This window comes from Micromonospora sp. WMMD961 (assembly GCF_029626145.1).
In the GTDB taxonomy this organism is placed as follows: Bacteria; Actinomycetota; Actinomycetes; order Mycobacteriales; family Micromonosporaceae; genus Micromonospora.
This window is the reverse complement of record NZ_JARUBJ010000001.1, coordinates 1-14,334: the sequence shown is the minus strand read 5'-3', so window position 1 is coordinate 14,334 and position 14,334 is coordinate 1. Positions and strand designations below refer to the sequence as shown.

Below are 14,334 nucleotides of genomic sequence, written 5' to 3'. Positions count from 1 at the left end.
CGCCGCCCGCGGCTACCTGGTGACGCTGGAGCAGTTCACCGACATCGCGGCACAGGAGATGTACCGCCCAGCGGGCGAGACCGACGACCTGGCCCGGACGACCGGTGTGGCCATCGAGGCCGCCATCGCCGACGGACGGGCGACGCTCGGCCCCGGACGGTACGAGACGCTGGTCTGCCCGGGCAGTCACAGCGGCGTCCCGATGCTCACCTTCACCGCACCCGAGGGAGCGTCCGGTGTGCGGTGCCGGCCACCCGCGCCGACCTACCTCGGCATGATCGCCCGTGGCCTGCGCGAGTCGCACGGCTGGCCAGCCGAACGAATCGCCGGCTATCTGGCAGTCCGGCCCGGCGTGGCGGACGCCTGGCCACCCGACGCCGTCGCTGCCCTGGTCACCGAGGCCCTGGTCGAGCGCTGACTCCCGCACGCCGGCCCCGGGCGCTGGGCCGCTCCCGCACGCCGGCCCCGGGCGCTGGGCCGCTCCCGCACGCCGGCCCCGGGCGCTGGGCCGCTTCGTCGCGCCGATTTTCCCGGCGTTGAGCTGCTGCCTCTGGCTGGTCCGGGGCGTTGGGCCGCTCCCGCACGCCGGTCAGGCGCGTCGGCCGTCAACCGAGCAGAAATTCACGCAGCGCGGGGGCGAGCGTCGTCGGCGGCACCTCGTGGTTGCCGCCGTCGAGGCTGACGGACCGCCCGCCAGGAACCGCCTCGGCCGCGGCCCGGCTGCCGTCCCGTAGCCACTGTGGACTCCCGGTGCTGTCCACCGCGAGGGTCGGCGCGGTGATCGTCGACAGCCGGTCGGCGGGCAGTCGCCCGCCCGCCGTGATCACCGCGTCGTACGGCAGGGTGTGCGCGATCGCGGTCAGTCCGCCCCACATCGGTTGCGCCCGCATCCCGGCGACTGCCTCGGCCGGCAACCCCACCGACGCGGTGAGGAAAGCCTCTACCGCTCCATCCCGATCGTCGGCCGCGATCAGCTCGATGAGCTGCGCGGTGATGTCCTTCCGGACGCCCACGTGCGAGCCGACCTGAAACGGCGGCTCGAACAGGACCAGACCGGTCACCGGCAGGCCCTGTGCCGTCGCGAGGGCGGCCAGGACCGCGCCGGAGGAAATCCCGTAGAGCGCCGCGGAACCACCGGCCGCCGCGATCACCGCGGCCAGGTCGTCGATCTCCCGGCCGATCTCGTACGGAGCGGTGTCACCACTGTGCCCACGGCCCCGACGGTCGTAGCCGAACACGGTGAAGTCCGGTGCCAACGCCGCCCCGAGCGCGCGTGTCGTGTTGCGGTCGTTGAACGCGCCGCCGACCAGGACGAGCGCAGGCCCAGCCCCGGACCGTTCGAACGCGATGGGGGTGCCGTCCGCCGATCGCACCTGCTCCACCGTCGGTGTCGTTGCACTCACGATGCCGTCTCCGTCCGTGTCGATTCTCCCGTCCTTTCTAGACCCCGGATCTGACGTTGTCCGGCAGACGGCGGCAACCGACGACACTCGTGCGGCGCCGAACGGCACCACCGCACCCACGCCGCCCCGTGCGCCTGCATCCGCGTGGTCCGGGGGCAGCCTCACCATCAGCGGCATCACCGCCGACACCACCGCCACGTACTGCATCACGGTGAACCGGCCGGCGGCGGCGACGGGTTCAGCGCCCTCACCGGGGGGACGAACCAGGTCACCGGCCAGATCGACCTGGACGCCTTCGTGGACTACCTGACCGCCCAGTCGCCGGTTTCCGCGCCGACGCTGGACCGGATCCGCACCACCGCCGAGGTCCCCGCCGCCTGACGGCCGACCCCGCGACGTCGGGCCCCGGAGTGAGCGCTCCGGGGCCCGACCCGTCCCCGACCCGTCCCCGACCCGTCCCCGACCCGTCCTCGACCCGTCCAGTCCACATGCCGCCCCGCCTGCTCGTCCCGGCCCCTGCCTGCCCGCCCCTGCCTATCTCTTCTCGCCCTGGCCCCGCCTCGCCCTGGCCCCGCCTCGCCCTGGCCCCGCCTCGCCCTGGCCCCGCCTCGCCCTGGCCCCGCCTCGCCCTGGCCCCGCCTCGCCCTGGCCCCGCCTCGCCCTGGCCCCGCCTCGTTTCGCCCGGTCGCCCAGCCGGTCGTGTCGGCCGCGTGATCACGCTGCACCCTTGAAGTAGTGGCCTCCGGGCGCGTGGATGCCACTCGAACCAGGATCGAGCGTGATCTTGCGGTCGGAGGCAGCATCCGGGAGCAAGATCCGCGCAACATCGGGGATGTTGCTGTCTCCCGTTTGCCGCAGGCAGCAACATCGGGGAACCTGCGCGGATCTTGGGCGCCGGGCCACCCGGGCGCTGGGTGCCGGACTAAACGCCGGGGGTGCTGGGTGAGGGCGGGGTGTGGGTTAGTCCTTGTCGCTCCGCTGCGCGAAGCGGCCCTAATCGGGAGGAAGTCGGTCTACTTCCGAGTTAGGCGGGGGTGGGGGTCGGCTCGGGGGAGGTGAGGGCCGGCGTCAGTCGGCCGTCCTGGTCCGTGGTGAGCAGTCGGCGCAGGGATAGTGCGACCAGGGAGGCGATCAGGCAGCCGCCGACCACCGTCGCCACCCAGACCTTGCCGTCTGCCGCGCCGATGAGCGGTCCGGCGGTCACCGGACCGATCACACCGCTGATGCCGAAGATCATCGAACTCATCGCGTTGTACCGGCCGCGCAGCTCGTCGGTGGCCAACGCGTTGGTCAACGCGGGCATGACCGGTGACAGCATCGTCTCGCCGAAGCCGAAGATCGCCGAGCAGGCCACCACGCAGAGGGCGGCCAGCAGGGCGTTCTTACCGCTGACCAGGCCAGCTACGCCGAGGACCAGCCAGGCGGTGGCGAACACCGCACCCACCACCGCCAGCGCACGGGTGCGGCTGCGCCCCTCGATCCGGCGGATCACCAGCAGTTGGGCGAGCACGATCATCACGGTGTTGGCGGCGAGCGCCCACGCCACCACTCGGGTCTCCACCTCGGCCACTCGCACCGCGTACGCGGCGAAGCCCACCTCGATCTGTCCGTAACCGCAGGTGGTGAGGATCAGCCCGAAGATCACCAGCCGTCGGAACGGACGGTCGCGAAGCACGGTCAGATAGCCGCCGGGCGACGGTTCGTCGACACCACGACGGTTTCCGAGTCGGTGACCCACCCCGGGCAGGGTGAGCAGGATGATGGCCGGCAGCAGGTAGGTCACCGCGTCCAGCAGATAGATCGTTTGGAAGGTGCTGAGTCGGGCGGTGTCGACGATCGCGCCGGAGGTCATGCCGCCGATGCCGATGCCCAGGTTGAGCAGGGCGAAGTTCAGCCCGAAGACGCGTTGCCGCTCACCGTCGTCGGTCAACGAGGCGAGGATCGTGTTCTGCCCGGACCAGATCGCCGAGCTGCCAACGGCGATCACCGTCATCACCAGCAGTGCCGACCCGGACGAGTCGACCAGCGCGAGCGAACCGGTGCCGATCGCTTCGATCAGTAGGCAGGGCACCACGATCCGACGCGCGCCGAACCGGTCGATCAGCGTCCCACCCAGCGGCGACAAGGCCAGGGTGACCGCGCCGTACCAACCGATCACGAGCCCGGCGCGGGCGTCGGTGAGCCCGCGTACGTCGGTCAGGTAGATGAACAGGAACGGCAGGGTCAGGCCACGCCCGATCGCCGACAGCAGGGTGCCGACGAGGATCCGGCGGGCTTCTCGACGGCGGGGCAGGGCACGACGCAGCATGACCGGCATTCTGTTCGTCGGGTGTGACACCACGCGACTCGTTTTGAGCGCACCCCGCTGTCGCCGAGGCCGACGGGTGATCAATCGCACGGTGTCCGCCGGGTCTGCGATGCTGGCCCGATGACCGGCACCTGGCGACATCTGCCCGCTACCGCCCGCGCCATCGCGGTGACCGCCACCGCGGCCGTGGCCGCCGCCCAGGCACGTGACGGGCAGGCGTACGACGAAGCGGTCGTCGGGCTCGCCGCCGACGAGCGCTCCGGCCTGGTGCTGGGCGCCGTGGTCCGGCTGCTGTTGGAGGAGAGCCACCCGGAGGGGCTGGCCGGTGATGACGTCCGCCAGGTGTTGACCCGCTGTGTGCAGGGGGCGGCGCGGTGGCGTTCGGACGTCGACCCGCACGTGGTGCTCGTCCTGCTGGCCGGGGCGCTGGGCGTGTACGACCCCGAAGGTGACGAGTCGCGACCGGACGCGTCGGCCCTGGCCCGGCACGCACCGCTGCTGGTGGCGGACCTGCTGGCGGCGACCGGCGCGCCGTTGGACGGCTACCTGGCCGCCGCGTTCGCCGAGATCGAGCGCACCGAACGACAGGACTGACGGACGGGGGCGACCACACCCGTGTGTGGCCGCCCCGTGTCCGGGTGGGTCAGGAGGCGGAGGCCGCCACCTCGAACGAGTACCAGTTGGGGTAGTCGCTGACCGTGCCGTCGGCGCGTACGGCGTAGACGGTCAGGTCCACGTACCCGATGGCGGTCGGCGTCCAGGTGATCGTGGCCCGGCCGTTCGCGTCGGCCGCCACCTCGGTCGGCTCGGCGCCGTTGAAGCTGTACTGGTAGGCCGTGGTGTCCGTCCAGCCCGGGGGTGGGGAGAAGGTGAAGGTGCCCTCGATTCCCACTCCGCCGACGGCCGAACCGTCCGGCGAGGAGTAGACGTCGGACTTCACCCCGGGGCCGGGATAGAAGGACGTGGACCAGTTGGCCTCCGGTGAGACGAACCCGTTGTCGCTGCGGCTGCGTACCTTGAGGTGGTGCCCGTTCGGGTTCGTGGCGAAGAAGCTGAAGAAGGCCGTGCCGTCCTCCTGGGCGTCCCGCGTCTCCGGCGTTCCCCCGTCCAGGGTGATCTCGTAGTCGCGGACACCGGTGACACCGGGGGCCGGGACGAACTTCAGCAGCACTTCCTGCCCCCACTCGGGCGTACCGTTCTCCACCCGCACCTCGGGCTCGACCCGCGGCACCAGAGTGCGGTACTCGACGGTCTCGGAGACGTTGCCCGCGAGGTCGATCGTGCGGACGCTCAACCGCTGCGGCCCGGAGCCGATCAGATCGATCGTCACGGTCGCCGAACCGCCGGGGGTGTTCGCCCGCACCGATCCCGGCTGGTCCAACGGGTGGGTGCACTCCAACTGGCCGTACGCGCCGCTGGCCGAGCAGCCGTGGCCGCCCAGGCTGCGCCACGAGTATTCGAAGCCGGCGACGTCCTTGTCGCCGTTCCCGGAGAAGGTGAAGACCGGCGACACGCCGGTCGGCGCCGCCTCGCCTGTGCTGTCCTGCGGGTAGTTGGCCGAGGTGATGGTGGGCTCGACGGGGGCGGTGCGGTCGTGGGTGAAGAAGCACTTCTTCGACCAGGGCGAGTAGTCCGCGCCGTCGGTCGCCCGAGCCTGCCAGACGTAGGTGGTGCCGTCGACCAGCGTGCCCTCGGGCAGGTTGACCCGATTGGCTCGGCCGGTGAGGCCGTGCTCACCGGTGAACACCTGGCGAGCGTCCGGGTTGGCTTTCGGCCAGATGGCGACCTCGGTCTCGACCGCGCGCTCGTCGTACTCGTCGGCGTCGCTGCCGACCGCCTCCAGGATGCTGGCGAACCCGCCGATGCGCGGGTAGGGCGCGAGTTGGGTGCAGGGCAGACCACCGTTGTACAGGTGGGCGGTGTCGATCTGCGGCACCGAGTTGAACTCGACGTTCAGGTCGACGCTGCGGTACGGGTGCAGCCGCCGGCCGTAGGACGCGTCGCTCTCGTACTGCTCCGGCACCCGGATCTCGAAGGTGATGTGACGCTGCCGGTGTGCCACCGCATCCTGCACCGCCGCGCCCACGTCGAACGTGATGGAGGCCCCCGGGCAGAACTGCACCGGAGTGAGGACCTCGCCGAGCTTGGCGAGCGGCGCGGGTGCTCGGTTCCAGGTCGGCGTCGTGGTGACCGGCTTCGTCCGCCAGATCTCGACGGCACGCTTGCTGCAGTCGGCGACGCTGCGTTCCTCGAGGAACACCTTGCCGCCGTAGATCTTCTTGCCCTCGTAGGCGGAGAGGTCGAAGGTGGCGTACACCCGCGAGGTGTGGCTCTTGCCCTTGTCGTCCTGCCAGGTGCCGAGCGGAACGTCGGTGGTGCTGTCCACCGGGTACGCCTTCTTCGGCGTCGCCGAGTCGGTCCACCCCACCTGAACCGACGGCGGACCGTCCAGGTGGGGTGCTGCGGTGGCGGCGTTCGCGGTGGAGATGAGAGTGAGCCCGCTGACGCCCAGCGTCAGCGCGATCGCGCTCACGATGCCACGGCGCGGCCTGGATCTGATCACAGTGAATGTTCCTCCCCGTTGTCACCCGTCGATTGAACGGATGATCAACCGAATCAGATCGCGCGCGGCAGCCAGGCGGCAACCACCTTTCGGCCGGCTCCGGGGCCCGTCGATAGGATTGATGATCAACGAGAGATGCCGGTGTCAGGCGGGAACGGTGGTCCGCCGCGCCACGACCTCCAGGTATTCCGCCGAAATCCGCACCGTGCCGTCGGTGGCCCGGTTGCGCGTACGGGCCAGCTTCACCAGGTCGGCGTGCAGCTCCGCTCGGCGCTCCTCGGGCAGCGCCTCGAACGCCTTCAACGTCGGGCCGTAGTTGGCCCGGAAGAAGAGGGCGAACTCCTCAGGTGTGCCGAAGCGGAAGACGAACTCCCGGCGTACCGCCCGAAGGTCGTGCACGGCCGCCCCGAGCAGCTCACGGACCCGGTCCTCGTCGCCCCACTGCACCGGCGGGCGCAGCCCGGCCGGGGGCGGCACGTGCCGCCCCACCGTGCGGAACAACTCGCCGATGAAACCCTGCGGCGTCCACGACGCCAGCGCGACCGTGCCTCCGGGCCGGCAGACCCGGACCAGCTCGGCCGCCGCCCGCTCCTGGTTCGGGGCGAACATCACGCCGACGACGGAGAGCACCGCGTCGAAGGCACCGTCGACGTACGCCAGGCGCTCCGCGTCCCCGGTCACGAACGTGACCGGAAGCCGTTCCGCCGAGGCCCGCGCGTGGCCGCGTTCCAACAGTTCGGGTACGTAGTCGACGCCGGTCACCGCGCAGCCGCAGCGGGCGGCGGCGATGGCGGCGTTGCCGGTCCCGGTCGCCACGTCCAGCACCCGAGCGCCCGCCGACAGGTCGGCCGCGGTCACCAGCAACTCGGCAATCGGGTGGATGAGGGCGGCGACGGCCCCGTAGTCGCCGCTTGCCCAGGTCACCTGCTGGCGTGCCTTCACGGCGGTGAAATCGAGTGCGGTGGTCATCAGTGGTCTCCCTCGGACGGCTCGTCGTGCCACCGACGCTAGGTGTGACAGCACGTCCAGGGATCGGTAGAAACACCTATATCGGCTGCGTAGAGCCCGTGTGAGGCCACCGCCGAGCGCGTGCCGGCGGCGCTGCTTCACAGATCGTCGGCCTGCCAGTCACCATCAACTGCCTTTTCCTGCGCCCAGGATGGGCGAAGCGCCCGGATACGAATCAAGGCCCCTCCGTGGAGGGGCCTTGACCTGCTGTTACCTCTGGTCGGGGTGGCCGGATTCGAACCGACGACCTCTTCGTCCCGAACGAAGCGCGCTACCAAGCTGCGCCACACCCCGAGGCGTGCCGACAAATAGTAGCCCACCCGGTCCGATGGTCAAACTCGGTACCCCCGCGGCCCGGAGCACCCCGCAGCCCACCCAGGATCCGCACACCATCGCCGATGCTGCTGCCTCAGGACGCGCCGAGGCAGCAACATCCCCGATGCTGCGCGGGTCTTGACCGGCGGGCGCGGCGTGCACCGGCGGGCGCGGCGTGCACCGGCGGGCGCGGCGTGCACCGGGGGGCGCGGCGTGCACCGGGGGCCGGGTCAGCGGGGGATGAGGGTCAGGATGCTGGCCTCCGGAGGGCAGGCGAAGCGGACCGGTGCGGTGGGGTGGGTGCCCAGGCCGGCGGAGACGTGCAGCCAGGAGTCCGAGCCCGGCCACCGGTGCAGGCCGCGCGCCATCGAGCGGGGCAGGCCGCAGTTGGTCACCAGTGCCCCGTAGCCCGGTACGCAGACCTGACCGCCGTGGGTGTGCCCGGCCAGCAGCAGCCCGAAGCCGTCCGCGGCCATCTGGTCGAGCACCCGTGGTTCGGGGGAGTGCGTCACCGCGATGGACAGGTCGGCCGAGGACGAGACCGCGCCGGACACGGCAGGGTAGTCGTCCCGGTCGATGTGGGGGTCGTCGACGCCGACCAGGTCGAGCTGCCGACCGCCGGCCTTCAGCATGGTCCGGGCGTTGTTGAGGTCGGCCCAGCCGGCGCCGGTGAAGACCTGACGCAGCTCCTCGTAGGGCAGCTCGACGCCCTCGGTGTACTCCCGGTCGGGCAGGAAGTAGGTGAACGGGTTCTTCAACACCGGGCCGGTGTAGTCGTTGGAGCCGAAGACGAACGCGCCGGGGAAGTCCAGCAGCGGCTGTAGCGCCCGCAGCACCCCTGGGACCGCGCCCGGGTGGGCCATGTTGTCGCCGGTGACCACCACCAGGTCGGGGTCCAGGGCGGCGAGCGACGCCACCCACCGCTGCTTGCGTGCCTGGTCGGGCATCATGTGCAGGTCGGACAGGTGCAGCACACGCAGCGGCTCCGCGTCGACCGGGAGCACCGGCACGTCGTACCGCCGCAGGGTGAACATGTTGCGCTCGACGAGCGACGCGTACGCGAGGGTGGCCGCGCCGACCGTGGCGGTTCCGGCGGCAAGCCGGAATAGTGTGCGCTTTCGCATGGCGTTCAGGGTAGTTTGACCGTCCATGAGCACGCTGAAGGACCGCCTCACCGCCGACATGCGTTCCGCGCTCAAGGCGCGCGACGAGCTGACCACCTCCACGCTGCGGATGGCCCTGGCCGCCGTCGGCAATGCCGAGGTCGCCGGCAAGGCCAAGCGCGACCTCACCGACGACGAGGTGCTCGCGGTGCTGACCAAGGAGGCCAAGAAGCGCCGGGAGGCCGCCACCGCGTTCGCCGACGCCGGCCGCGCCGAGCAGGCCGCGAAGGAGACCGCCGAGGGTGAGGTGCTGGACCGTTACCTGCCCAGGCAGCTCCCGGACGCCGAGTTGGCCGAGCTGGTGTCGGGGGCGCTCGCCGCGGGCGGCTTCACCGGGAAGGCCCAGATGGGCCCGGCGATGAAGGCGGCCCAGGCCGCGGTGGCGGGCCGGGCCGAGGGTGGCCGGGTGGCCGCAGAGGTACGCCGACAGCTCGGTCTCTGACACGCAGCGGGACCAGCGTCGGCCTACTGGGGCCGGACAGACGAACGGGCGGGCACCCGAGGAGGGTGCCCGCCCGTTCGTGTCAACTCGTCGGCTCAGCCGCCGGGACGACCGCCGGGTCGACCACCGGGCTGGTTGCCGGGCGGGTTACCCGGCGTGCCGCCGGTGTTGCCCGGCGCGCCGCTGCCGCTGCTGACCTGGATGCTGACCAGGCCACCCTTGATCGTGCGTCCGTCCGGGCTGGTGCCGGCGGCGTCGCCAGCCTTGCACGAGGAGGGGACCTTCGCGCTGGAGACGACCGGTTCGAAGCCGGCGCCCTTGAGCCGGGACTTCGCCTGGTCCACCGAGATGCACTTCACGTCGGGGATGCTGCGCTGGTCGCCCTCGGAGATCTTCTGGCCGGGCGGCTCGAAGTTAATCTTCGGCTTGCCCTTCATGGCGTCCCGCAGCGTCTCCCACACCGGCGGGTTGATGCCGTCCTTCTCCGCGTGCTTCATCTTGACGTTCGTCTGCGGCCAGTCCGGGTCGGCCATGATGCCGGCCACCGAGTACTGCTTGGTCATCGCGACCAGCGCGGCGGTCTTCTCCGAGTCGGTGGTGCCGGACTTGCCGGCCACCGGGTAACCGACGTCGTTGCGGACGTTGCCGGCGGTGGCACCCGTGCACTTCGAGGACGACGACTTGTCACCGACCGGGCAGCGGGCGGCGTCCACGGCGGCGCGGGCCACGTCGGTGCTGAACCGCTTCTCGCACCGCGGGTTGGCGATGTCCAGCTTGTTGCCCTCCGGGTCGCGGATCTCCTGCACCGGGATCGGTTCGCAGTACTTGCCGTCCGCGGCGAGGGTGGCGTAGGCGTTGGCCAGGTCGAGCGGGGTGGTCTGCGAGACGCCCAGGGTGAACGCACCCCACTGGTGCGCACCCTTCTCCAGGTCCAGGTCCTCCTGGGACCGGAAGTTGATGCCCAGCCGCTTCGCGGCCTTGACCACGTTCTCCGCACCGACCTGCTGCTGCAGGGGCACGAAGTAGGTGTTGACCGAGCGGCCGAACGCGCTCCACATGTTGTGCGGGCCGGCCATGCTGTCGGTGGAGTTGGTGGGGCAGTAGAAGCTGGTCCCCGGGCAGGCCGCCGGGCCAGGCCGGATGATGTACTCCGACTTGAACTGCTTCTGCGCGTTGATGCTGTAGCTGAGCGGGATGCCCTTCTCCAGCGCCGCCACGATGGTGAAGATCTTGAAGGTCGAGCCGGCCTGGTAGCCGGTGATGCCATCGCCACCGGTGAGCAGCGGGTTCACCGTGGCCGGGTAGTTGCCCCGGATCTTCTTCTTGCTCTTCGCCGGGTCGCTGGAGATCTTGTTCTTCGGGTTATTCGGATCGTCCAGCTTGAACTGCCGGTTCACCGCTAGCGCCCGGACCCGGCCGGTGCCGGGCTCGACCACCGCGACCATGGCGGCTTCCTTGCTGTTCTCGCTCTTGGCCTTGCGGACCGCCCTGTCCGCGGCCTTCTGCGCCTGGACGTCGATCGAGGTGACGACGGTGTAGCCGCCGCTCTTCAGACGACGCTCGCGGTCGTACGTGGTGGAGCCGAACGTCTCCTGATCCATCCACCAGCGGTAGAAGTAGTCGCAGAAGAAGCCCCAGCTGTTGACGTTGGCGGAGACGCAGCCGTTCGGGGTGCGCTTGTCCTTCACCTCGAGCTTGACGGCCTTGGCGGCGTCGGCCTCCTGCTGCGTGATGGCCTTGATCTCGACCATGTTGTCGATGACGTAGTCGCGCCGTTCCAGGGCGAGCGGGTAGCCGGCCTTGGTGGTCGGGTCGTTCGTCGTCGGCGCCTTGACCATGCCGGCCAGCAGCGCCGCTTCCTCGATCTTGAGCTTGCTCGGCGGCTTACCGAAGTAGACCTGGCTGGCGGCGAAGATGCCGTACGCGCCGTTGCCGAACGAAGCGAGGTTGAGGTAGCGGGTGAGGATCTCGTCCTTGGAGAACTCCTTGTCGACCTGGAGGGCCAGCCGCATCTCGCGGAGCTTGCGGGCGCTGGTGTCCTCGGTCGCCGCCACCACGTCGGCCGGGTGGGTGGCCGAGTAGGCGATGGCCAGCCGGACGTACTGCATCGTCAGCGTCGACGCGCCCTGCCGGCCGGCGCCCTCGTTCTGGTTGTTGACGAACGCGCGGGCGACACCGTTGATGTCGACGCCGTTGTGCTTGTAGAAGTCGTGGTCCTCGGCCGCGATGATGGCCTTCTGCATGTACGGCGAGATGTCGGCGAGCTTCACGTCGCGCCGGTTCTCGTCGTACATCGTCGCGAGCGGTGTCTTGCCGTCGGAGGCCAACAGGTAGCTGATCTGTGGCGCGCGGGCCACCGTCAGCTCTGTGGGCAGGGCGCCGAATGTCTCGGCGCCGGCCTTGGCGGCCAAGCCGGACATCGCCACCGCGGGGAAGGCCGCCGCAGCGACCACCACGCCGGCCAACAGGCCACACACGAGTAGCGATGCGGCGTTGGTCAGCACATTGTGGTCACGTTTCCGCATCCAGGTCACCTCGACAGGGTACGCGAGTAGGGAACGAGGGGCGCTGGGGCGTTCTTTCCCCATTTCCTGCGCGCGCTGCCCTCGTTGTGCTAAACGCACGACCCCCGGTGCTTGGTTGCGTGTGACCTGGCGTGAGTCTCCTCCGATTCAGCGAGGCGGCGCAGCGTTATCGCCGACCTGGGCGGGGTAACCGGCGGTCGAAGGCCCGGGAAGCCGGGAGTGTCCGGAATGATGGATTTGGCCGACAACGTTGCGTAATCGGTCGACTACAGAGCATGATGGAGGCGGCGACAAGGCCAGATGTCGTCCGCGCCGCCTTGGGGAAGGCAGGCCGGGCGATCGGGGGGAATTGCCGGCTGACGTGCATCGACGAGGTCGGTAGGTACTGCAAGGGGGGACGTGTACACATGGGCATGATCACTGACTGGCCGTCACTGGCGGCATGTCAGAACGGGGACCCGGACGCGTTGTTCGTACAGGGCGCCGAACAGAACGTGGCGAAGCGGATCTGCCGGAGCTGCCCAGTTCGGTACGAGTGCCTGGCCGACGCGCTGGACAACCGGATCGAGTTCGGTGTGTGGGGTGGCATGACCGAACGCGAACGGCGGGCGCTGCTGCGTCGTCACCCGCAGGTGACGAGCTGGCGCAAGATGTTCGAGGCCGCGATGAAGAAGAACAGCAAGGACAAGACCGGCAAGGACAAGATCCTGGTCAGCGCTACCAACTGACGCCGGTCACGGCCGGCTGATCGCCGCGCCGATCGTCCGCAGCCCGTCGACGTCGTGTACGTCGGCGGGCTGAGCCGTCACCGACACCGCGGGCACCGCCGGGAACGCCTCGGTGAAACGCGCGGCGACCTGCTGCTCGCGTACCGCCTGGCGGGCCAGCGCCGCGTGCGCCCGCAACACGTCGACGGTGGCCTCGTGCCCACCCAGCTCGGTCAGCCGCTCGGCGGCGACCCGGCTCTGCTCGGCGTCCAGCTCGGGCACCACCGGTCGGTGCACCCGGTTGAGCACCAGGCCGGCGAGCGGCATCCGCTCGTCGCGCAGACGGCCCGCGAAGTAGGCGGCCTCCCGGACCGCGTCCGGCTCCGGTGCGGCGACCAGCAGGAAGGCCGTCTCCCGCGCCTGGAGGATGCGGTACGTCTGCTCCGCGCGCTGCCGGAAACCGCCGAACATCGAGTCAAGGGCGGCCACGAAGCCGGACAGGTCGGTGAGCAGTTGGGCGCCGAGCACCTTCTGCACCACCTTCGAGAACATCCCGAACGAGGCCGTGACGAGGCTGAACATGCTCCGCCCGCCGCTGCGCGCCGGAGCCAGCAGCAGTCGCAGCATCCGGCCGTCGAGGAAACGGGAGAGTCGGGCGGGCGCGTCCAGGAAATCCAGCGCGGACCGGGACGGGGGCGTGTCCACCACGATCAGGTCCCACTCGCCGCGGGCGTGCAGCTGGCCCAGCTTCTCCATCGCCATGTACTCCTGCGTGCCGGCGAAGGTCGAGCTCATTGCCTGGTAGAACGGGTTCGAGAAGATCTCCGCGGCCTTCGCCGGATCGGTGTGCTGCAGCACCACGTCGTCGAAGGTGCGCTTCATGTCCAGCATCATGGCGTGCAACTCGCCGCCGCTGCTCTCGACGTCGATGCCCTTGACCTGGCGAGGGGTGTTGTCCAGCTCGGTCAGGCCCAACGACTGCGCCAGCCGGCGAGCCGGGTCGATGGTGAGCACCACCGTGCGTCGGCCGTGGTGTTCGGCGGCCCGCAGCGCCAGTGCCGCGGCGGTGGTGGTCTTTCCCACCCCGCCGGCACCGCAGCACACGACGATCCGCACGCCCGGGTCGGCGAGGATCTGGTCGACGTCCAGCTGCGGCGCCGTGTCTTCGGAAGGCACCAATCGAGCGTATCGGGCCGCGTGGGTCCACGCGCCCGTGCTGAGCTCAGGTGTGAGTCAATCGGCGCTGACGAGGGCCTGGGCCAGGGTCGAGAGGCCCACCCGGTCCACCCCGTCGGGCAGCAACGGCAGCTCGATCATCGGCAGCCCCAGCTCCACCAGGTCGGCGCGGAGCGAATCTTCCAGTTCGCGCCGGATGAGCTGGTCCCGGGCCTCGTCGTGCAAACCGGCCACGGTGTCCCGATCGGCCGGCAGCCCGGCGGCGACCAGCCCACGTCGCAGCTCCGCAGCCGTGACCGCGGGGCCGGCCGGCAGCCGCGGCCGAGCGCCGTTGACGATCACTTTCCCGATGCCGAAGCCGAGCGAGGTCAGGTCGGCGATCGCGTCAACCGTCTCCTGTACCGGCATCTCCTCCAGCAGCGTGACCACATGCACCGCGGTCATCGGGGAGCGCAGCAGCGCCGAGACACCCTCGCTCTGGGTCTTGATCGGGCCCACCTTGGCCAGCCGGGCGGTCTCCGCCGTCACGTTGAGGAACCGGCCGATCCGCCCGGTCGGCGGGGCGTCCAACACCACCGCGTCGTACGCGCGGCGCTGACCGGAGGTGCGGGTGGTCGCCTCCTTCACCTTGCCGGTGAGCAGCACGTCCCGTAGGCCCGGCGCGATGGTGGTGGCGAAGTCGATGGCGCCGAGCTTGCGCAGCGCCCGGCCGGCCGCACCCAGC

General features: G+C 70.4%; 11 protein-coding genes, 1 tRNA gene and 2 pseudogenes. 5 read left to right on the top strand and 9 right to left on the bottom strand.

The annotated features are described in order from the left end of the window. A pseudogene (locus tag O7614_RS00070) lies at positions 1 to 418 on the top strand (histone deacetylase); the annotation flags it as partial. Positions 419 to 605: 187 nt separating this feature from the next. Here O7614_RS00070 and O7614_RS00065 read toward each other — a convergent pair. After that, entirely contained in the window at positions 606 to 1,403 is a 798-nt protein-coding gene (locus tag O7614_RS00065; protein ID WP_278136480.1) for an alpha/beta fold hydrolase, read from the bottom strand. A gap of 154 nt (positions 1,404 to 1,557) precedes the next feature. On the opposite strand from O7614_RS00065, the pseudogene O7614_RS00060 reads away from it, so the two are divergent. After that, positions 1,558 to 1,784: pseudogene (locus tag O7614_RS00060) on the top strand (bifunctional metallophosphatase/5'-nucleotidase); the annotation flags it as partial. Between the two features lie 643 nt (positions 1,785 to 2,427). Here O7614_RS00060 and O7614_RS00055 read toward each other — a convergent pair. Further along, complete coding sequence (locus O7614_RS00055) at positions 2,428 to 3,711, bottom strand: MFS transporter (RefSeq protein WP_278136479.1); 1,284 nt, start codon at positions 3,709 to 3,711, stop codon at positions 2,428 to 2,430. A gap of 120 nt (positions 3,712 to 3,831) precedes the next feature. Between O7614_RS00055 and O7614_RS00050 the strand changes: the two genes are divergently transcribed. Next, on the top strand, positions 3,832 to 4,305 hold the full coding sequence (locus O7614_RS00050; RefSeq protein WP_278136478.1) for a hypothetical protein: 474 nt from the start codon (positions 3,832 to 3,834) through the stop codon (positions 4,303 to 4,305). A 49-nt stretch (positions 4,306 to 4,354) separates the two neighbouring features. Here the strand turns inward: O7614_RS00050 and O7614_RS00045 are convergent, their stop codons facing one another. The 4 genes from O7614_RS00045 to O7614_RS00030 form a co-directional block, all read right to left on the bottom strand. After that, a complete protein-coding gene (locus O7614_RS00045; RefSeq protein ID WP_278136477.1) occupies positions 4,355 to 6,244 on the bottom strand; it encodes a hypothetical protein in 1,890 nt (629 codons plus the stop codon). Positions 6,245 to 6,418: 174 nt separating this feature from the next. Then, complete coding sequence (locus O7614_RS00040) at positions 6,419 to 7,243, bottom strand: class I SAM-dependent methyltransferase (protein WP_278136476.1); 825 nt, start codon at positions 7,241 to 7,243, stop codon at positions 6,419 to 6,421. 256 nt (positions 7,244 to 7,499) lie between these two features. Further along, positions 7,500 to 7,576 (bottom strand) — tRNA-Pro (locus tag O7614_RS00035). A 251-nt stretch (positions 7,577 to 7,827) separates the two neighbouring features. Further along, on the bottom strand, positions 7,828 to 8,721 hold the full coding sequence (locus O7614_RS00030; RefSeq protein ID WP_278136475.1) for a metallophosphoesterase: 894 nt from the start codon (positions 8,719 to 8,721) through the stop codon (positions 7,828 to 7,830). 25 nt (positions 8,722 to 8,746) lie between these two features. Between O7614_RS00030 and O7614_RS00025 the strand changes: the two genes are divergently transcribed. After that, positions 8,747 to 9,202, top strand: coding sequence for a GatB/YqeY domain-containing protein (locus O7614_RS00025; protein ID WP_278136474.1), 456 nt, complete (start codon positions 8,747 to 8,749; stop codon positions 9,200 to 9,202). Between the two features lie 95 nt (positions 9,203 to 9,297). On the opposite strand, the gene O7614_RS00020 is transcribed toward O7614_RS00025, so the two are convergent. Beyond that, positions 9,298 to 11,727: a transglycosylase domain-containing protein gene (locus tag O7614_RS00020; RefSeq protein ID WP_278136473.1), complete on the bottom strand. Its 2,430-nt coding sequence runs from the start codon at positions 11,725 to 11,727 to the stop codon at positions 9,298 to 9,300. Between the two features lie 407 nt (positions 11,728 to 12,134). Between O7614_RS00020 and O7614_RS00015 the strand changes: the two genes are divergently transcribed. Continuing rightward, entirely contained in the window at positions 12,135 to 12,455 is a 321-nt protein-coding gene (locus tag O7614_RS00015) for a WhiB family transcriptional regulator (protein WP_145778553.1), read from the top strand. Positions 12,456 to 12,461: 6 nt separating this feature from the next. Here O7614_RS00015 and O7614_RS00010 read toward each other — a convergent pair whose 3' ends face one another. Then, entirely contained in the window at positions 12,462 to 13,613 is a 1,152-nt protein-coding gene (locus O7614_RS00010; RefSeq protein WP_278136472.1) for an ArsA-related P-loop ATPase, read from the bottom strand. A gap of 54 nt (positions 13,614 to 13,667) precedes the next feature. Beyond that, positions 13,668 to 14,334, bottom strand: a 667-nt coding sequence (locus O7614_RS00005; RefSeq protein WP_278136471.1) for an ATPase, incomplete at its 5' end; no start/stop codon positions are given.